The 19,239-nt window shown below is 68.0% G+C and carries 17 protein-coding genes and 2 pseudogenes; 8 read left to right on the top strand and 11 right to left on the bottom strand.

Annotation, left to right across the window (positions count from 1 at the left end; translation table 11 throughout):
- The first annotated feature begins 7 nt into the window (after positions 1 to 7).
- Positions 8 to 2,392 carry an ATP-binding cassette domain-containing protein gene (locus BS329_RS16340; protein WP_076161629.1) on the top strand — a complete coding sequence of 795 codons (2,385 nt, stop codon included), beginning with the start codon at positions 8 to 10 and terminating at the stop codon, positions 2,390 to 2,392.
- Between the two features lie 240 nt (positions 2,393 to 2,632).
- Positions 2,633 to 3,194 (top strand): annotated as a pseudogene (locus BS329_RS16345) (HD domain-containing protein).
- Between the two features lie 8 nt (positions 3,195 to 3,202).
- Here BS329_RS16345 and BS329_RS16350 read toward each other — a convergent pair.
- Together BS329_RS16350 and ligD are read right to left on the bottom strand one after the other, a co-directional pair.
- A complete protein-coding gene (locus BS329_RS16350) occupies positions 3,203 to 3,871 on the bottom strand; it encodes a hypothetical protein (RefSeq protein ID WP_076161631.1) in 669 nt (222 codons plus the stop codon).
- A gap of 185 nt (positions 3,872 to 4,056) precedes the next feature.
- Positions 4,057 to 4,992 carry a non-homologous end-joining DNA ligase gene (gene ligD / locus BS329_RS16355; RefSeq protein WP_076161633.1) on the bottom strand — a complete coding sequence of 312 codons (936 nt, stop codon included), beginning with the start codon at positions 4,990 to 4,992 and terminating at the stop codon, positions 4,057 to 4,059.
- A 36-nt stretch (positions 4,993 to 5,028) separates the two neighbouring features.
- Here ligD and BS329_RS16360 point away from each other — a divergent pair, with 36 nt between their 5' ends.
- Positions 5,029 to 5,700 carry a TetR/AcrR family transcriptional regulator gene (locus tag BS329_RS16360; protein WP_076161635.1) on the top strand — a complete coding sequence of 224 codons (672 nt, stop codon included), beginning with the start codon at positions 5,029 to 5,031 and terminating at the stop codon, positions 5,698 to 5,700.
- 3 nt (positions 5,701 to 5,703) lie between these two features.
- On the opposite strand, the gene BS329_RS16365 is transcribed toward BS329_RS16360, so the two are convergent.
- Positions 5,704 to 6,021, bottom strand: a complete 318-nt coding sequence (locus tag BS329_RS16365) for a sporulation protein (RefSeq protein WP_076161871.1) — start codon at positions 6,019 to 6,021, stop codon at positions 5,704 to 5,706.
- Positions 6,022 to 6,174: 153 nt separating this feature from the next.
- A complete protein-coding gene (locus tag BS329_RS16370) occupies positions 6,175 to 6,834 on the bottom strand; it encodes a GntR family transcriptional regulator (protein WP_208619222.1) in 660 nt (219 codons plus the stop codon).
- A 103-nt stretch (positions 6,835 to 6,937) separates the two neighbouring features.
- Here BS329_RS16370 and BS329_RS16375 point away from each other — a divergent pair, with 103 nt between their 5' ends.
- Positions 6,938 to 7,738 (top strand): carbon-nitrogen hydrolase family protein, encoded by an 801-nt coding sequence (locus BS329_RS16375; RefSeq protein WP_076161637.1) that lies wholly within the window; start codon positions 6,938 to 6,940, stop codon positions 7,736 to 7,738.
- Between the two features lie 106 nt (positions 7,739 to 7,844).
- On the opposite strand, the gene BS329_RS16380 is transcribed toward BS329_RS16375, so the two are convergent.
- The 3 genes from BS329_RS16380 to BS329_RS16390 form a co-directional block, all read right to left on the bottom strand.
- Complete coding sequence (locus BS329_RS16380; protein WP_143253071.1) at positions 7,845 to 9,179, bottom strand: alpha/beta hydrolase family protein; 1,335 nt, start codon at positions 9,177 to 9,179, stop codon at positions 7,845 to 7,847.
- Positions 9,176 to 9,391 carry a hypothetical protein gene (locus BS329_RS16385; protein WP_076161639.1) on the bottom strand — a complete coding sequence of 72 codons (216 nt, stop codon included), beginning with the start codon at positions 9,389 to 9,391 and terminating at the stop codon, positions 9,176 to 9,178. The genes BS329_RS16380 and BS329_RS16385 overlap by 4 nt, the downstream gene beginning before the upstream one ends.
- A gap of 101 nt (positions 9,392 to 9,492) precedes the next feature.
- Positions 9,493 to 10,071 carry an ArsR/SmtB family transcription factor gene (locus tag BS329_RS16390; RefSeq protein WP_076161641.1) on the bottom strand — a complete coding sequence of 193 codons (579 nt, stop codon included), beginning with the start codon at positions 10,069 to 10,071 and terminating at the stop codon, positions 9,493 to 9,495.
- Positions 10,072 to 10,323: 252 nt separating this feature from the next.
- On the opposite strand from BS329_RS16390, the pseudogene BS329_RS44605 reads away from it, so the two are divergent.
- Positions 10,324 to 11,461: pseudogene (locus BS329_RS44605) on the top strand (lytic transglycosylase domain-containing protein).
- A gap of 129 nt (positions 11,462 to 11,590) precedes the next feature.
- Positions 11,591 to 12,019, top strand: a complete 429-nt coding sequence (locus tag BS329_RS16400; protein ID WP_076161643.1) for a pyridoxamine 5'-phosphate oxidase family protein — start codon at positions 11,591 to 11,593, stop codon at positions 12,017 to 12,019.
- A 217-nt stretch (positions 12,020 to 12,236) separates the two neighbouring features.
- On the opposite strand, the gene gcl is transcribed toward BS329_RS16400, so the two are convergent.
- From gcl to BS329_RS16415, 3 genes are read right to left on the bottom strand one after another with little or no spacing between them, the layout of a single operon-like run.
- Complete coding sequence (gene gcl, locus BS329_RS16405) at positions 12,237 to 13,913, bottom strand: glyoxylate carboligase (RefSeq protein WP_244197193.1); 1,677 nt, start codon at positions 13,911 to 13,913, stop codon at positions 12,237 to 12,239.
- A 21-nt stretch (positions 13,914 to 13,934) separates the two neighbouring features.
- Positions 13,935 to 14,822: a 2-hydroxy-3-oxopropionate reductase gene (locus BS329_RS16410; protein WP_076161647.1), complete on the bottom strand. Its 888-nt coding sequence runs from the start codon at positions 14,820 to 14,822 to the stop codon at positions 13,935 to 13,937.
- Positions 14,819 to 15,646: a hydroxypyruvate isomerase family protein gene (locus tag BS329_RS16415; protein WP_076161649.1), complete on the bottom strand. Its 828-nt coding sequence runs from the start codon at positions 15,644 to 15,646 to the stop codon at positions 14,819 to 14,821. The genes BS329_RS16410 and BS329_RS16415 overlap by 4 nt, the downstream gene beginning before the upstream one ends.
- A 619-nt stretch (positions 15,647 to 16,265) precedes the next feature.
- Here BS329_RS16415 and BS329_RS16420 point away from each other — a divergent pair.
- Together BS329_RS16420 and BS329_RS16425 are read left to right on the top strand one after the other, a co-directional pair.
- A complete protein-coding gene (locus BS329_RS16420; protein ID WP_076161651.1) occupies positions 16,266 to 17,420 on the top strand; it encodes an epoxide hydrolase family protein in 1,155 nt (384 codons plus the stop codon).
- A 45-nt stretch (positions 17,421 to 17,465) separates the two neighbouring features.
- Entirely contained in the window at positions 17,466 to 18,281 is an 816-nt protein-coding gene (locus BS329_RS16425) for a MerR family transcriptional regulator (protein ID WP_076161653.1), read from the top strand.
- A gap of 193 nt (positions 18,282 to 18,474) precedes the next feature.
- Here BS329_RS16425 and BS329_RS16430 read toward each other — a convergent pair whose 3' ends face one another.
- Positions 18,475 to 19,092, bottom strand: a complete 618-nt coding sequence (locus BS329_RS16430; protein WP_244197181.1) for an alpha/beta fold hydrolase — start codon at positions 19,090 to 19,092, stop codon at positions 18,475 to 18,477.
- Positions 19,093 to 19,239: the final 147 nt, after the last annotated feature.

A 19,239-nucleotide genomic window follows, 5' to 3' on the forward strand; every position in this document is an offset into this window, starting at 1 on the left:
AGAAACGATGCGCAAGACCACCAGGCCGCAGCCGCCCGAGGAACACCCCGCCGACAGCCACGACCTGATCCGCGTGCTGGGCGCCCGCGAGAACAACCTCAAGGATGTGGCCGTCGAGCTGCCGAAACGACGGCTGACGGTGTTCACCGGCGTCTCCGGCTCTGGCAAGAGCTCCCTGGTCTTCGACACGATCGCGGCCGAGTCGCAGCGGCTGATCAACGAGACCTACAGCACCTTCGTGCAGGGCTTCATGCCGACGCTGGCGCGGCCCGAGGTCGACGTACTCGACGGCCTGACCACCGCGATCATCGTCGACCAGCAGCGGATGGGCGCCGACCCGCGCTCCACCGTCGGCACCGCCACCGACGCCAGCGCGATGCTGCGCATCCTCTTCAGCCGGATCGGGAAGCCGCACATCGGCTCGCCTCAGGCCTTCTCCTTCAACGTCGCCTCGATCTCCGGCGCGGGTGCCGTCACCGTCGACAAGGGCGGGCGGACCACGAAAGAACGCCGCGAATTCAGCATCACCGGCGGGATGTGCGCCCGTTGTGAAGGCCGGGGCAAGGTCAACGACATCGACCTCACCGCGCTGTACGACGACACCAAGTCCCTCAACGAGGGCGCCCTGTCGGTCCCCGGGTTCTCCATGGAGGGCTGGTTCGGCCGCATCCTCCGCGGCTGCGGCTTCTTCGACCCGGACAAGCCGATCAAGAAGTACACCAAGCGGCAGCTGGACGACCTGCTCTACAAGGAGCCGGTCAAGCTCAAGATCGACGGCATCAACCTGACCTACTCCGGGCTGATCCCCACGATCCAGAAGTCGTTCCTGTCCAAGGACCGCGAGGCGATGCAGCCGCATATCCGCGCGTTCGTGGACCGGGCGGTCACCTTCACCACCTGCCCCGAATGCGACGGCACCCGGCTCAGCGAACTCGCCCGGTCGTCGAAGATCAAGCGGATCAACATCGCCGACGCGTGCTCGATGCAGATCAGCGATCTCGCCGACTGGGTCCGCGGGCTCAAGGAGCCGTCGGTGGCGCCGCTGCTGGAGAAGCTCCAGCACACGCTCGACTCCTTCGTGGACATCGGACTCGGCTACCTCTCGCTCGACCGGCCGTCCGGCACCCTCTCGGGTGGTGAGGCGCAGCGGACGAAGATGATCCGGCACCTCGGCTCTTCGCTCACCGACGTCACGTACGTCTTCGACGAGCCCACCATCGGCCTGCACCCGCACGACATCCAGCGGATGAACAACCTGCTCCAGCAGCTGCGCGACAAGGGCAACACGGTGCTGGTCGTCGAGCACAAGCCGGAGGCGATCGCCATCGCCGACCACGTCGTCGACCTGGGCCCCGGCGCGGGCACGGAGGGCGGGACGATCTGCTTCGAGGGCACCGTCGAAGGGCTCCGCGCCAGCGACACCAGCACCGGCAGGCACCTCGACGACCGGGCGTCGCTCAAGGACAGTGTCCGCAAGCCCACCGGCAAACTGGAGATCCGCGGCGCGGACCGGCACAACCTCCGGAACGTCGATGTCGACGTTCCGCTCGGCGTCCTCTGTGTCGTCACCGGTGTCGCGGGTTCCGGCAAGAGTTCGCTGATCCACGGATCGATCCCCGCCGCCGAGGGTGTGGTTTCGGTCGATCAGACCCCCATCCGCGGCTCGCGGCGGAGCAACCCGGCCACCTACACCGGCCTGCTCGAACCGATCCGCAAGGCGTTCGCCAAGGCCAACGGCGTGAAGCCTGCTCTGTTCAGCGCCAACTCCGAGGGTGCCTGCCCGAACTGCAACGGCGCGGGCGTCATCTACACCGACCTCGGCATCATGGCGGGGACCGCGACCACCTGCGAGGAGTGCGAAGGCAGGCGGTTCCAGGCTTCGGTGCTGGAGTACACCTTCGGCGGCAAGAACATCAGCGAGGCACTCGCGATGCCGGTGTCCGAGGCCGAAGAATTCTTCGGCGAGGGCGAGGGGCGCATCCCGGCAGCGCACGCCATCCTCGGCAGGCTCAAGGACGTCGGGCTCGGCTACCTCAGCCTCGGCCAGCCGCTCACCACGCTCTCCGGTGGTGAACGACAGCGGCTGAAGCTCGCGACGCACATGGGCGACAAGGGCGGCGTCTACGTCCTCGACGAGCCGACCACCGGCCTGCACCTCGCCGACGTCGAAAACCTGCTCGGCCTGCTGGACCGGCTCGTCGACGCAGGCAAGTCCGTGATCGTGATCGAGCACCACCAGGCCGTCATGGCGCACGCCGACTGGATCATCGACCTCGGCCCCGGCGCCGGCCACGACGGCGGCAAGATCGTCTTCGAGGGCACGCCGTCCGACCTCGTCGCGACCGCTTCGACGCTCACCGGCGAGCACCTGAAGGCCTACATCGGCAAGTGACCGTTCGCGATTAGTCCTCTAGACGGTTGATTCCGTGAAAATCACGTGAAGCTCAGCTGCCGTAGGTCCGTATCGTCACGACCTTGGTTCGCGCCGAAGGGGGCGTCCGCGACGAGGCGGCCACCCGGGCATGTCGAGTCCTTGAGGGGCCCTCCCAACGTGCTAACTCGCGACGGGCGCGACCAGGTCGCCGGTCTTTACTACGCTCTGCGTCTCGCCGACCGTCAGGAGAACAGGCCCATGCCAGACGACGAGTCCACCTCACTCGCCGCATTCACCTACGAACTCGGCTTGCTCAAGCGAATGAGCCGCACGGGGTGGTGGCATGTCGGTGTCCGCGTGCCCGAGTCGGTCGCGGAACACAGCTTCCGCACGGCACAGATTGCGGCGCTTCTCGCCGCCGAGGAAGGCGCGAACCCCGAGCGCGCCGCGTTCCTTGCGCTCTGGCACGACACGCAGGAGACGCGGACTGGGACATCCGCACACCGCGGCCAAGTACATGACCAAGCCCGAGCCCCGAGAGATCACCGCCGACCAGACGGCCGCTTTGCCGTCCACGTCCGGCGACATGGTTCGAGCCGCCGTCGACGAGTACGAGACTCGGCAGACCATCGAAGCGAAATGCGCGAAGGACGCCGACAAGCTCGAAATGCTGTTTCAGGCCGTTGAGTACCGAGAAACCGGCGTCGAGCGCGTCACCTGATAGATCAAGTCCGGCCGGAAAGGGCTAGTGACCAAGACCGCTCGACGTATCGCAGAAGCCGCCGTGACCTTGTCGCCGCTGGCTTGGCGAGACCGCTAGGCAGCGTGTCAGTAGGCCCATTCCCAGCCGGAACCGTTGGAGAAGCCGCGGGCGAGCAGTAGCGCGCCGGTCTTGTCCTCAACCTCGATTTCGATCTGTCCCGTGTACTTCGAGTTGGGCGAGTAAGTCACGGGCATGTGCTTTGACGAGCCCACGCATATGCTGATGGAACCCGAGTGCGTCGTCCCCGCGGCGTCACGGGTCTGAAACTTGAACGGGTTGAGGGTCGCGGCGATCTCGAAGCCCGCCGAGTCATCGGGGAAGTCGAGCGTTTGCACGGCGACATCGACGAGCAGTGTGTGCTTTCCGGCGTCCCGCTTCATGTACGGCGAGCACTTCGGGTCAACGGCGATCTTGGTCAAGGTGAACTTGACGAACGGATCACGGCCACCGTTCGGACCCCACGACGCCTCCTCACCGACCTTGAGCGGCCGGAAACCCGCTTCGGTGCGCTGTTCCTCGGGCGTAGCCGAGGTTTCCGCCGGTGCCGCGACGTTCCCGCCGTCCGAGTTCGAGACGCCGGTGCGCGTAGTCGGGCTGACGGCGACAGCGAGGACCAGGACGGCCACGATTCCGAGGAACAGCACGCCACCGCCGACGAGAAACCACGGCCAGATTGGCCGCTTCTTCGGCGGCATGGATGGATGGGGGTACGGGGTGCCGTAGGGGTTCGTCATCGTAGTGCCTCTCGCGACAAGATCGTTCCTGTCTAGACGCGTTGATCAAGCTCGGTGTTACACCCCGTGCCTACGATCGCAGTGCGAGAGTCGCAATTAGTCCTCTAGTGGCGAGACCGGGCTCGGGCCCGAGATCGGTCCACCCGAGTAACGGTTCGCAATTAGTCCTCTAGTGGCGAATAGGGCTAGCCCTCGGTTTCGAGGCCGTCGCGGTCCGCCCATTCGAGCAGGGTGTCGAGCGAGTACGCCGTGTCGTCGATGCCCGCGTGCAGGTCGCCGAGTTCGGCGAAGCGCGCGGGCACGGTGGCGATGGTGTGCTCACGCGGCTCGACGGCGTCGATCTCGTCCCAGGTGATCGGGGTCGAGACGACGGCTTCGGGCACGCCGCGAACCGAGTAGGCGCTCGCGATGGTGTGGTCACGGGCGTTCTGGTTGTAGTCGACGAACAGTTTCGAGGGATCGCGGTCCTTGCGCCACCAGGTGGTGGTGACCTCGTCGGGCATCCGGCGTTCGACCTCGTGCGCGAAGGCGAGCGCCGCCCGGCGAACCTCCTGGAAACCCCACCGGGGTTCGATCCGGACGTAGACGTGCAACCCATGGCCGCCGGACGTCTTCGGCCAGCCGGTGATACCGAGTTCGTCGAGGATCTCGTGGACGGTGTGGGCGACCTTCCGCACGGTGTCGAACGGGCAGTCGGGCATCGGGTCGAGATCGATCCGCCACTCGTCGGGGCGTTCGGTGTCGGCCCGGCGGGAGTTCCAGGGGTGGAACTCGACGGTCGACATCTGCACCGCCCAGATCACGTCCGCCGGATGGGTGACGCACAGTTCGTAGGCGTGCCTGCCGGACGGGAAGTCGACGCGGACGGTCTGCAACCAGTCCGGGGCACCGTTCGGGACACGCTTCTGATGGACCTTCTCCCCCGACACGCCGGACGGGAACCGGTGCAGCATGCACGGCCGCTCCCGCAGCGCCCGCACGATCCCGTCGCCGACAGCGAGGTAGTACCGGACGAGATCGAGCTTCGTCTCACCCCGCGCCGGGAAGTAGACACGATCCGGGTTCGAGACGCGCACCGTCCGGTCGCCGACCTCGATCTCCACCGCCGAGCTTTTCGCCATGCAAGGAAACTAACCCGAACCTGCCAGGATGGCGGCATGGCACCACGGACCCGCGCGGAAGCACTGTCGCGTGACCGCATCGTCGAGGCCGCCATCGAGCTGCTCGACGCGGACGGCGAACGCGGGCTGACCTTCAAGACGCTGACCGAACGCCTCGCCACCGGCTCCGGGGCGATCTACTGGCATGTGCCGAACAAAAACGCGCTGCTCGCCGACGCGACCGCGTCGGTCATCGCCGGGGCGCTGACCGTCCAGGACACGGGCTCGCCCCGGGACGAGATCCGCGCCATCGCCCTCGGCCTGTTCGAGGCGATCGACCGGCATCCGTGGCTTTCCGCGCAACTGGCCGTTCAGCTTTCCCGCAGCCCTTGGGGCTCGGCCACACCGCGGATCTTCGAAAGCATCGGCCGCCGGGTCAGCGCGCTCGGCGTGCCGGAAGCCACCTGGTTCACCGCGACCTCGGCGCTGACGCACTACATCTTCGGCGCCGCCGGCCAGAACGCCGCGAACGCCCGTGTCCTCGACGGCGGGGTTGACCGCGCCGAATTCCTCCACGCCGCGGCGAACGCGTGGGAAGAACTCGATTCCGGCGAGTTCCCGTTCATGAAGTCCATCGCAGGCCAGGTCCGCGAGCACGACGACCGGGAGCAGTTCCTCACCGGGGTCGATCTCATCCTCACCGGCATCACCGCGCGGTCGCCGGGGTGAGCGTCAGCCCTTCCGGCGCCGTGACTTGTGGATCGTCGCGACCATGATGGCGAACACCGCACCGAGGAAGGTCACGTCCACCGCCGGTACCCAGCGCACGTCGCCGCCCTTGAGCACGTACGCGCCGACCGGACGCGCGGCGAGCACGAACCCGCCACCCTCGCCTTCCTTGCCCTGTTCGGTACCGTGCCCGCCGCCCCCGCCGCCGATGACGCTCGCCGCCGGGATCACCACGACACCGTCCTTCTCGACGGGCTCTCCGTAGACGCGCCGGACGGTGAGGTTGTCCCGCATGACGCCGACGACCTTCTCGAGTCCCATTCTGGCCCCCACCCTGTCCAGTTCCAGCGTGATCGCGCCACGCAGGAGCGCCCGTGCCCGGTCCATCGAACCAGAAAGCCACCGCTCGCCGAGTCCTTCGACCATCGCTTCGGGCGGCGGCGGGATCCACTGTTCGACGCACGACCAGCCGGGTCAGCCTTCCTGGGGCAGCAACGACATCACTTCGGACACCGGGCGCAAATGCTGCTCCAGCAACCGTGACGCCTCTTTGGCGTCGTGGTCGTTCAAGGCGGCGACCAGCTCCCGGTGTTCGTCGTTGATCACCGTCAGCCGCTCGGGTCGCGCTTCCAGCGCGCGGACGGTGACGCGTTGCTGCCGCGAACGGAGCGTGTCGTACAACTCGGTCAGGACGGTGTTGCCCGCCGCGTTCACGATGGCGCGATGGAACCGGCGGTCGAACCCCGAAACGGCGAACCAGTCGCGTTCGGCACCCGAGCGCACCATCCCTTCGATGAGTTCCGGCAGTTCGGCGGGAGCACCGGCCCGGTTCGCGCACAGCGTCGCGATGGCGTGGCCCTCGATCAGCCGTCTGCTCTGGTAGACCTCTTCCAGTTCCCGGGAGGTGACCGTGCGTACCTGGGCGCCCTTGCGCGGCAAGAGGCTGATGAACCGTTCGGCGGCGAGGCGGTGGAACGCCTCCCGCACCGGTGTCCTCGATACGCCGACGACACCGGACACCCACATTTCGTCGAGGAAGCGGCCGCCTTCCAGCTCGCCCGAGATGATTCCGTCGCGCAGCCACGTGTAGACCCGTTCGCGCGCCGGGCCGCCCCCTTCGGCGGTCACAGTCATCTCGCTCCCCCTCTATGCCGTTACTTTCCGCGACCGAGCCTACACCTGGACCAGTCAAGTATCCATCATGTATACAAGAGTTCCACTTATTGGAAGGGGTCCCATGGTGCACGTCGCGGTGGCGCAGTTCGCGCCCGGCAACGACAAACAGGCCAACCTCGCCCGCGTCGCCTCCCTCGCCGGCGAAGCGGCCGACCGCGGGGCACGGGTGGTCGTACTGCCCGAGTACTCGCTGTTCACCGTACCGACGATGAGCCGGGAATTCGTGACCTCGGCGGAAGAACTCGACGGCCCGTTCGTCACCGAACTGCGCGGACTCGCCAAGGAACGGCAGATCACCGTCGTCGCGGGCATCAACGAGGCGCTCCCCGGCGGCGAGCGGATCTCCAACACACTCGTCGCGGCCGGTCCCGACGGGTCGATCGCCGCGCTCTACCGCAAGCTGCACCTGTACGACGCCTTCGGTTTCCGCGAGTCGGAGCTGGTCCGGCCTGGTGACATCGAAGCCCCGGAGACGTTCGAAGTCGACGGGATCGTCTTCGGCCTCCAGACCTGTTACGACCTGCGGTTCCCGGAAGTCACCCGCCGCCTGGTCGACGCGGGCGCCGACGCGGTGCTGCTGCCCGCCGAATGGATGCCCGGCCCGCTCAAGGAGGACCACTGGACCACGCTGGTCCGGGCGCGGGCGATCGAGAACACGATCTACCTCGTCGCGGCCGGGCAGGCGGCGCCGACCGGGTCAGGACACAGCATGATCGTCGACCCGATGGGCGTCGTGCTCGCGTCGGCCGGCGAACGCACGGGGACCGTCGCCGCCGAACTTTCGGCCGAGCGTCTCTCCGAGGTGCGTGCCAAGAACCCGGCACTGGAACTGCGCCGGTTCGCCGTCGCCCCGAAACCCTGAGTATCTTCTGACCCGGAGGTCCGTTCGTGAAGACACGCCCTCGGGCGTGGTGACGCGGCTTCCGTTCGCCTGGGTGCCGGGTGGCCGCCCGGCACCCAGGCTCACGTCACGGCACGAGCAGTCCCCAGTGGACGGCCCACGGAACGAACAGGACGGCTCCGGCCAATGCCAACCCGACCCGGAGTCCCCCGCCCTCGTCACGCCGCCACCACGAAACCGCGGTCACCACACCCGAGACGACGACACCGACCGCGATCAGCTGCAACGCGAGCCACGGCAACGTCCGTCCGAAGAGGACAGGTCCCGGCGTCATCGCCCCTCCCGCCGACAAGGTGACGTAGTAGGCGAGGAATCCCGCGGTGGCGAGCAACCCGGTCGACGCCAGCCAGCGCGCGGGCCGGGCGAGCGGCACACTCTTGCGGCGGCGGAACAACGCCGTCACCGGATAAGCCGCGAACGCCAGCAACGCCAACGCCCATACGCCGATCTGCGACCACGGCGACTCGTACCAGGCCAGTGGTGCCAGCGCGACGCTCTCACTCTCCTGCCTCGGCGGCGGATCCGCGGACGGCCGGAGCGGACCGTCCTTCAGGCCGTTCACCCAGGACCCCACCAGGTCGAGGTAGCCGGGGGCGAAACCGTCGAGCTTGTCGAAGCCGTTCGTCGTCCGCCGGAGTCCATGCTGGGCCTGCGGGAAGACCTTCAGTGTGTACTGCCGGTTCCCGGTTCGTTCCAGCGTTTCCCGGAAGATCCGGACGGCCTCGCCGGGTGGGGTCAGCCGGTCCAGTTCACCCCACAGCCCGAGCACCGGCTGCCGCACCTTCTCCAGCACCGGTACCGGGTCGTACCCGGCCTCGGGGAACGCACCGGCGCCCGCGAGAGTCCGTATGTTCGTCGACGCCACCATGTCCACCAGCGAACCGGTGACCCCGCCGTGCCGCAGGTAGGTCTCAAACGCCCACGACTGCTGACGGTCGGGCGAGACGCCGTTGGCCCCGACCGTGACCGCGAAAGCGACGTCTTCCGACTTCGCCGCCGCCAACGGCGCGACCCAGCCCCCTTCGCTCAAACCCCAGACCCCGACCCGGGCCGGATCCACCCCCGGACGCGAACGCAGCGTCTGGACCGCTGCCAGCGCGTCGTCGGCCAGGACCGAATAGTCCCGCTCGAACAGCGAATATCCTTCGGTCCGCTTGTCGTAGATCAGTGTCGCGATCCCCGCCTTGGCGAACGTCTCGGCCTCGGCGCGGTAGTCGTCCCTGTCGTGTTCGCCCGAGCCGTGCACCATCACGATTCCCGGCGCGAGCCCGCCGCCCTCCGGTGCGACCACCGTTCCGTGCAGGGTCACGCCGTGACTGGTGAACGACACGTCACCGGCCGGAGCCGCGGCGGGCGCGGGCGACGACACCGCCACGACGGCCGCGAGCAGCGCGGCGATCATCGCCTGCTCACCCGGACCGCCTCAAGCGACGGCGAGGCGAGGATGTCCTTCTCGCCGTACCGTTCGGTGTCGTTCGCGACGATGTGCGGGATGCCGTACTCGGTGTAGCGGATGGCGGCGTCCGGCCGGAATGCTCCCTCCGGCGGTTGCACGGCCGCCGCGAGCAGGCTCGTCGCGGCGCCGATGGCCGCGATTCTCTTCCAGAGCAGCATGCTGCTCCCCCTTGTGTGTGGAGTTGTTCGTAAAGACACGCCGTCCGGCGTGCTGACGCGATCCCGGGTGGTCGAGTGGCCGCTCTCCCACCTGGCAGTGCTCAGTCCTCCCTTTCCTCGTCCCCTTCCGGATCCGGGAACGCCACCCAGCGCACGACCACTTTCCGTGCGCCGGGAGCGGGTTCCGGCCGCCAGTAGCGGCGCAGCAGGTCCAGGTACTCCTCCCAGAACTGCTTCAGTTCCGGGAGGTCCACGTACACCGCGCCGCGCGAGAACACGAACGCGTCACCCCAGTCGCCCAGTTCGCCGCGCTTTTCGAGGAACCTCGCCAGCTGTTCGAGGTCTTCGGTGAACGCGGCACGGTGCGCCTCGTCGAACACCGCGCGCATCTCGTCGTTCTGCTCGCTGTGCCGGGGCCAGCGGATGTCGCGTGCCCGGGCCCGCCACCAGCGTTCCTTGCCGTGCGCGAGTTCCGGTGCCTCGTCGATGAAGTCGTACTTCGCCAGTTCCCGCAGGTGATAGCTGGTCGCGCCCGAACTCTCGCCCAGTTCCTTGGCCAGCTTCGTCGCCGTCGCGGGCCCTCTGCCCAACGAATCCATGATCCGCCTGCGCAACGGATGCATCACCGCTTTCAGCACGGCGGCGTCGGTGATCTCCTCGGGTGGCGGCGGACCGGTCATGACGCCAAGGTACCGCGTGCAAAGGAGATTGTGCAAAGACTTCTTTGCACGCGGTTGAGGCCCGTCCCGTGGAGCGGCAGGGAATTCTGCTGGCGTTTCGGTGAACTCAGCGTGAAATTGACAACTTCACTACCAAGGTCTTGTGCCGAGAGGACGAAATCCCGGCGGCTTCGCAGGTTTTTCCTTGCGCCTTCCCCGAAATTCGGTTGTATCCGATAGTTTTGCCCGGAGTCGACCTTGCGGGAGAGAAACATGCCGAAGCACCGCCCTCGACAGACGGACAGGTTGTCCGCCCGGCACCGGACGGCCTTCGCGCTCGCCGGTGGCGCGCTCGCCGTCCTGCCAGCGGTCACCGCTTCGGCGGGTCCGGACACTCCGATCGCCGCGGCGAAGGACACCGCCGTGCCACAGAATCAGGCCGCGCCCTGGCAACCGCCCGCGGGCAGCGTCCCGGAGATCGCCGTCGACGGAAGCCTCCCCCAGCCACCCAACCCGGATCCGCTGATCGTCCCCGGCGGCACGGGCAACGTCGGCGGCTCGTTCGCGCCGTCGGGCGCGCTCGGCATCCCCGCCAGCATGATGAAGGCCTATCGCAACGCGGCGGACATCCTCGCGAAAGAACTGCCTGGCTGTCACATCGACTGGGCGTTGATCGCGAGTATCGGCCGGATCGAGTCGAATCACGCGCGCGGCGGTTACGTCGACGCCAAGGGCGACACCCTCGAACCGATCCGCGGCCCGCAGCTCAACGGCGCCGGTCCGTTCGCGGCCATCCCGGANNTCCACGTGGAAGGGCTACGCCTCCGACGGCAACGGCGACGGCGAATCCAACCCGAACAACATCTACGACGCGACGCTGGGCTCGGGTCGCTACCTCTGCTCCGGCGGCGTCGACCTGACCTCCGAGCAGACCCAGCGGGTCGCCGTGTACCGCTACAACCACTCGTTGTCCTATGTGGACACCGTGATCCGGTGGGCGGTCGCCTACCGCGGCGGTGTCGCGACGTTCCCGGACAGCCAGGTCCCGGTCGGCGCCCCCGAATCTTCGGACGTCGCCGCCGGCGTACCCGGCGGCCAGATCCCGGTGCCGACCCTGCCCGGCACTCCGCCGCCCGGCACGCCCCCGCCCGGCACGACCACGCCGCCGCCGACCCCGTTGCCCGGCACATCGCTCCCGCCGAGCACCACGCCACCGAGCAGCACGTCGCCCTCGAAGCCGACCAGCACGCCGCCGTCTCCGACGCCGCCCTCGTCGACGCCTCCTTCGAGCACGCCGCCGTCGTCTACGCCTCCGCCGTCCAGCACCACGTCCACTCCGCCGCCTTCGTCCACTCCGGCGGGGAACACCGGTGAGGCGACTCCGACCAGCTCCGTCTCCCCCACCCCGTAACCACCGCAATTAGTCCTCTACTCGCGGTTCGCCCACGCGAGTAGAGGACTAATTGCGTCTGGAATGTCCTGAACCCGACCCGCGTTACGGCTTCTCGTAGCTCACCAACCGAAGAGAAGCGAGACACGGATGTCGTCTTTCGTCATGACCGTCGAGGAACGGGAAGCCTTCCTGAGCGAGGTCCACATCGGGGTCCTGGCCGTGGAGCGGGAAGGACGGGCCCCGCTGGCCGTACCGGTCTGGTACGACTACGAGCCCGGCGGCGAACTCCTGATCTGGATGGACGGCGGTTCGGTCAAGGACAAGGCGATCAAGAAGGCGGGCAGGCTCAGCCTGGTCGCGCAGGAGGAGACCTTGCCGTACAAGTACGTGACGGCCGAGGGTCCGGTCATCGCCAACGACCAGCCGCCGACCCGTGAGCAGGCGCTGAAGATCGCGCACCGCTACCTGCCCGGGGAAGAGGGCACGAAGTACGTCGACGGTGCTCTCAGCGACAACTCCGTGCTGGTCCGGGTCCGGCCGGAGAAGTGGCTGAGCAACGACCAGGGCAAGGCCTAGCACCGGAGCCGGAACGTCGTGTCGTGCTCAGACCCCGCACACACGTGCTTGAAGGCGGATCTCGCAAGATCCGCCTTCAAGCACGCGAGTCACGGCCCTGATCACGCGAGTTCGGGGTTTGCGCACGCCGGCGGTTCCGCTCGGTGACACCGGGACGCCAGGCGCCAGCGCAAGTAGCCGACTTATTGTCCCCTGCGCCGGATGAGATGAACGGGACTCAGCCCGCGATCGGCTCGAACTCGACGACGCTGTCGAGTGCCTTGCCCATCGCGGCGTTTCCTTCGCGTTCGATCATGATCTCCACCAGCACCGGCCGCGACGTCCGCTCGGCCTCCTTGCGCGCCCACTCCAGCGACGCCCGGATCTCGCCCGGCTCGGTGACGCGGGTCCCGGCGCAGCCGTAGGCCTCCATGACCTTGACGTTGTCCGTGCCGTTCTTGTCGTAGTGGATGTCGACCTCGAAGTTCATCTCGTAGCCGGACTCGGCCTGGCGGATGAGTCCGAGGTACTCGTTGTTGAGCATGATGAGCACGAATCCGACGTCGTACTGCGCGGCCACCGCCAGTTCCTCCACCAGGAACTGGAACGAGTAGTCACCGACGACGCCGACGACTTCGGCCTCCGGCTTGGCCTTCTTGACGCCGATCGCCGCCGGGATCTCCCAGCCGAGCGGGCCTGCCTGGCCGCACACCTGGTAGTGGCGTGGCTTGTGCGCGCGCTGGAACTGCCCGGACCAGATCTGGTACAGGCCGATCGCGGTGACGAAGTAGGCGTCCTCGCCGTAGAATTCGTTGATCTCCTTGAACACCCGCGGCGCCTTGATCGGTGTGTCCTCGAAGTCCTCCCGCCGCGGCAGGCTCTCCTTCAGCGCACCGATCCGGCGGGCCCACCCGAGGTCCGGCTTCACCGAACGCTTCGACGCCGCCTCGATCAGCGCCTCCAGGAACGCGCCCGTGTCCGACACGATCCCGAGGTCCGGCCCGAACACCTTGCCCAGCTGCGTCGGCTCGATGTCGACGTGGATAAATTTCCGGCTGCCGCGGTAGACGTCGAGGTCTCCGGTGTGCCTGTCACCGAACCGCGCGCCGAGCGCCAGCACCAGATCCGCTTCGAGGAAGGCCGCGTTCGCCCACCGCTGCGACGTCTGGATGCCCGCCATCCCGGCGAAAAGCTCGTGGTCCTCGGGGAAGGTTCCCTTGCCCATCAGCGTCACGCCGACCGGCACACCGAGCAGTTCGGCCGCGGTCCGCAGCCGGTCGCTCGCGCCACCGAGCACCACCCCGCCACCGGCGAGGATCAGCGGTCGTTCGGCGGCCAGCAGCAGATCGAGTGCCCGCTCGACCCTGGCGGGCGACGGCGTCGCGACGATGACCGGCAGCGGCGAGTCGATGCTGGAGTCCCATTCGATCTCCTGCCGCTGGACGTCGACGGGCAGGTCGATCAGCACCGGGCCGGGACGGCCGGACCGCGCGATCCGAAACGCCTCCCGGAACACCCAAGGCAGCTGCGCCGCTTCCCTGACCTGCACCGCCCATTTCGTCACCGGTTTGGCGATCTCGACGATGTCGACGGCCTGGAACGCCTCGGTGTGCAGCTTCCGCGAGTCGGCCTGCCCGGTGATGCAGATGATCGGGATCGAATCGGCCTGCGCGGTGTACAGCCCGGTAATCATGTTGGTCCCGGCTGGCCCCGAAGTGCCGATCGCGACGCCGACCTTGCCGGTCGTCCGCGCCCAGCCGTCAGCCATATGGGTCGCGCCCTCCTCGTGGCGCACGATCAGATGCTCGATGCCGCTGCCTTGCATCGCGTGGTACAGCGGCAGGATCGCGGCGCCGGGACAGCCGAACGCGGTGTCGACGCCTTCATTGACCAGGACGTCGACGACGGCCTGCATGGCGGGGATTCTGGGCATTCCTCACTCCTTGCTTTCCGCGCCGGACAGCGCTTCGACGACCTTCAGCAGGGCGGAGTGATCGAGCGAACCGTGGCCCATCGCCCGCCCGGCGGCGACGAGCTGGGCGACCAGCCCGGTAATCGGCAACGCGACGTCGGCTTGCCTGGCGGCGGCCAGCGCGATGCCCATGTCCTTGTGGTGCAGATCGATCCGGAAGCCCGGCGCGAATTCCCGCGCCACCATGGACTTCCGTTTGAGTTCGAGGATCCGGCTGCCCGCCAGCCCGCCCGCGAGGACGTCCAGCCCGACCCCTGCGTCCACACCGGACGCTTCGAGCAGCACGATCGCCTCGGCGATCAGCCCATAGGTCCCGCCGACCACCAGCTGGTTCGCGGCCTTGACGACCTGACCGGCGCCGTGCGGACCGACGTGGACGATCGTCTTCCCGACGGCCTTTAGTATCGGAAGCGCGGCCGCGAAATCCTCCGTGTCCCCACCGGCCATAATGGACAGCGAAGCTTGCTCCGCGCCCGCCTGGCCACCCGAAACTGGTGCGTCCAGCACGCGGATCTCCCGCTCACCGGCCCGCTCGGCCACCTCGATGGAGGTCTCCGGCCGGATCGTGCTCATGTCGATCAGCAGGGTGCCCGGTTTCGCCGACTCCAGCACCCCGCCCGCCGCCAGCACGACGGCCTCGACCTGCGGATGGTTCGGCAGCATGGTGATGACGACTTCCGCATCGGCGACGGCGTCCGTCACGCCGGTCGCCGCCCGGCCGCCCGCGGCTTCCAGCCTCGCGAGCGCTTCGGCGTTCGTGTCGAATCCGCTCACCTCGTGGCCGGCGGCGACAAGATGTCCCGCCATCGGCCCGCCCATGATCCCCAGGCCGATGAATCCCAGCTTGGTCATGCCAGTCTCCTTCGTTCGAAAGGCAGCCACGACAGCGAATCCGCGCTCGGCCCGTCGGGTTCGTACTCCACACCAACCTGCCCGCGGTAGCCCGCCGTCCGCAGCTTGTCCAGGTATCCCTCGATGTCCAGCGTTCCGGTCCCCGGCTGGTGCCGCCCTGGGACATCGGCGATCTGCACATGGCCGATCCGTCCGGTGTGGACGGTCGTGACCGTGTCGAGGTCGTCACCGTTGACCGCCAGGTGATACAGGTCGGCCAGCAGCTTCACGTTGTCCCGCCCGAGATCGTCGAGCACCTTCAGTACGTCACCCGCTGTCTTGAGCGGGTATTTCTCCGCCCCCGACAACGGTTCCAGGACGATCTCCGCGTCGATCCGCGCGGCCGCGTCCGAGGCGAGCGCCAGGTTCTCCAGCCCGAGCTTGTCCTGCCCGGCCGGGTCGGCGCCGCCGATCCGGTTGCCGTAGAGCGCGTTGAACCGGCGGCAGCCGAGGCGCTCGCCGAGTTCGATCGCGGAGGCGACACCGGCGGCGAACTCGCCCTCGCGCCCCGGCCAGGTGACCAGGCCGCGATCGCCGGCCGCCATGTCACCGGGGAAGAAGTTCAGCCCGGTCACCGCGACGCCCGCCTGCTCGACCGACACGACGAACGCGTCGGCCTCGGCGGCGTCCGGTACCGCCGTCTCGAACGGCCACCAGTACTCGACCGCGGTGAAGCCCGCCGCCCGCGCCGTCTCCGGCCGCTCGAGCAGCGGCAACTCGGTGAAGACCATCGACAGGTTCAGCACATACGGCAGCGCATGACGCGAACCGGCAAGATCGATCATCAAAACCTCAGCAATTTCGCTATGCGGAAATTTTCTTTCGTATATCGAGAATAGCCCGCTGACCTGCCCTCGGTCAACGGGCGGCATACCGACGAGAGGGCCAGTCGGCGTCAAAGACTGAGTGGACACTCGAGACTCAGGTGAGCGCCCAGTGGGCGTTCGGCGCGCGGTGGTCGTGAGTGGCGATCGGGTTGCCTCACGAGTAGCTGCCGCAGGTGGCCCGCCACCCACACTGACCGCATCTAGAGGACTAAACGCGGTCGGGCAGACCGAGGCCGGCACCCCAAGGCAACCTTGGGAGCACCCGCCACGCCTGCCGCATCACGGGACATGGGCGATTTCGCGTGATCCGATGGACGACACCCGTGACGGGATGGACGACACGCGCCTCGGCCGGACCCGCGGTGCGCCGTCCGCCTGGACACGCGTGTCGTCCATCTCGTCACGCGTGTCGTCCATCCCGTCACGGGAGTCGGCCATCCCGTCACGCGACACCGCCCGACAGCAGGTGCCGATACAGCGACGCGGCCGTTACCGAGCGCGTCGACCGCGTCCCGTCCGGCGTCCGGCCCGCCGGAAGTCCACGAATTGTCGGACCCCCTCGTTACCGTCGGCGGCCATGGACACGACGCCCTTCCGAGTCCAGGTCCCGGAGGCCGATCTCGAAGACCTCCGCGTCCGGCTCCGCGACACCCGCTGGCCCGAGGACGAGACCGTCGACGACTGGTCTCAAGGAGTACCCGCCGCCTATCTGCGAGAACTGTGTTCGCACTGGGCGGAGACCTACGACTGGCGTGCCGCGGAGTCCCGGCTCAACGCGATCCCCCAGTTCCGGACCGAGATCGACGGGCTCGGCATCCACTACCTGCACGCCCGCTCCCCGCATCCCGGCGCACTGCCGCTGATCCTCACGCACGGCTGGCCGGGTTCGGTCTTCGAGTTCCTCGAAGTGCTCGGCCCGCTCACCGATCCGGTCGCGTACGGAGGCGACGCGGCGGACGCCTTCCACGTCGTCACCCCGTCCCTGCCCGGCTACGGCTTCAGTGACAAACCCGCGCGAACGGGCTGGTCGATCCAGCGCGTCGCCGACGCGTGGATCCACCTCATGGACGGGCTGGGCTACCACCGTTACGGCGCCCAAGGCGGTGATTGGGGCACCAGTATCACCACGCTCATGGGACGGACGGCTCCCGAGCGCCTGGCCGGGATCCACCTCAACCCGCCGCTGGCGGCGCCGGACCCGGCGACGTTCGGCGATCTCACCGAATCCGAACGGAAGTCGCTCGACGACCTCGAACGCGCGAAAGCGGACGGGTCCGGCTACGCGATCCAGCAGGCGACGAGGCCACAAACGATCGGTTACGCGCTGGCCGACTCGCCGGTGGCGCTGTGCGCGTGGATAGTCGAGAAGTTCCAGGCGTGGACGGATTGCGGTGGCCATCCGGAGAACGCGCTGAGCCGGGACGCGATGCTCGACGACATCACGCTCTACTGGCTGACCGGCACCGGCGCCTCGTCCGCCCGGCTGTACTGGGAGAGTTTCGCCGAGGTGTCGAGCTGGTTCTCCGAGTCCACTGTGGACACGATCGCCGTGCCCACCGGCTGTTCGATCTTCCCGCGCGAGACGCCGCGCCCGTCCCGACGCTGGGCCGAGCGCCGGTTCACCGACATCAGGTACTGGAACGAACTGGAGCGGGGCGGGCACTTCGCGGCCTTCGAACAGCCCGACGTGTTCATCGAGGAGGTGCGATCGTTCTTCCGGCTCGTGCGATGACCGCTTGACTGTGACACCGTGTCAGGCTGTCCGCTGGGAGAAGTCATGTTCAGTATCGGAGATTTCGCCAAGCACGGCCGGGTGTCGGTCCGCATGCTGCGTCACTACGACGCCATCGGCCTGCTGCGGCCCGCCCAAGTGGACCCGTTCAGCGGTTACCGGTCCTATTCCGGCGAGCAGCTGGCCAGACTCAACCGGGTGATCGCGCTCAAGGATCTCGGCTTCACCCTCACCCAGGTGCAGGAGATCCTCGACGCGGAGATCGGCGTGGACGAGTTGCGCGGGATGCTGCGGCTGCGGCGGGCCGAACTCGACGCGGCCATCGCGGCCGACGAGATCCGGCTCAAGGCCGTCGAGGCGAGGCTCCTGTCGATCGAAAGCGAGGGACGCATGCCTTCCGAAGACGTCGTCGTCAAAAGCCTGCCCGCGGTGCGTGTCGCCGAACTGACCGGCACGGCGAGCGGATACGTCAACGAGGAGATCGGGCCGGTCGTGCAGCGGCTGTACGAGGAACTGTTCCCGGCGCTCGGCGGGATCGCCCCGTCCGGACCCATGATCGCCTACTACGAAGACGAACCCGGCGGGGAGCGAGTGCTGATCCACGCCGCCGTCCCGATCGCGGCCGAGACCAACGGCACCGAAGGATTCTCGACGGTGAGCCTCGCCGAAGTCCCGGCAGCGGCGACGATTCTGCACCGGGGCTCGATGACGACAGTGCTCTCCAGCTACCAGGCGCTGGCGAAATGGGTCGACGCGCACGGCTACCGCCCGAGTGGCCCGGCGCGGGAGTACTACGTCGATTGCCCGGCCGACGGGGACAAGTGGGTCACCGAGTTGCAGCAGCCGATCACCAAGGCCTGAACACTTCCGGCACCGGCGCTGTCGTCTGAAGTACATGATGGCCCCCTTCCTTGCGCCTGGACGCAAGAAGAAGTCCTTCATGTATTAAGGAAGGCGTAAAGGACCCCTTCCCTCGGCTCAGCCGAGGGAAGGGGTCCTTCACGCGCCGCCGTCGTGACTGGCGTGACCAGCGCGGCGTGGTGAGGAATCGCGCTCACGACCCACCGCGGTCGCCCAGGAAGTCGGCCACGGTGGAGCGGAACAGGTCCGGTGCCTCCAGCCACGGCACATGGCCGACGCCGGGCAGCCGCACCCGGGTCACCGACGGCAAGGCCTGTTCCAGCGAGTCCACCGCCCAGCGCGGCCGGTTGTCCGCCATCCCGTCGACGATCAGCGCCGGCACGGTGAGCGCCCGGCAGGCCTCGATCAGCGTCTCCTCCGGCACCGTCCGCATTTGCTCGCTCAACGCGGCGTTCGCCTCGTAGTTGACCCGGAACCAGGGTGTCGCCATCGCCTCGGCGTGCCGCTCGCCATCCGCCGCGAAGTCGGCCGTCCATTGCAGCACCGCGAGTTCTCGGCCTCCGTCGTGGTCCGCGGCGCGTAGCTCGGCCCACCGGGCGTGCCTTTCCCCCAGCGCTCGCTCGAAGTTCCGCTTGAACTCCTCGTGCCAGCCATGGCCGAGACCGACGCCCGACACGTAGACGAGCGAACTCACCCGTTCCGGTCGCGCGAGCGCGTAAAGGAGCCCGAGATGCGCGCCCCACGAATGCCCGAGCACGGCAACGCGGTCGAGCCCGTGCCACTCACGGACGGCGTCGACGTCGGCCACCATCCGTTCGAGGTGTACGGGCCGCGTGGTTCCGATCGCCCGGCACCGCGCTGGTCCCACCGGATGAGCCGGAAACCCGGACCGAGATCGAGCGTGCCGAACATGTCCCACAGGCCAGGGCCGCCGTGGCAGCACAGGATCGGTTCGCCA

The organism is Amycolatopsis coloradensis, assembly GCF_001953865.1.
GTDB lineage: Bacteria > Actinomycetota > Actinomycetes > Mycobacteriales > Pseudonocardiaceae > Amycolatopsis > Amycolatopsis coloradensis.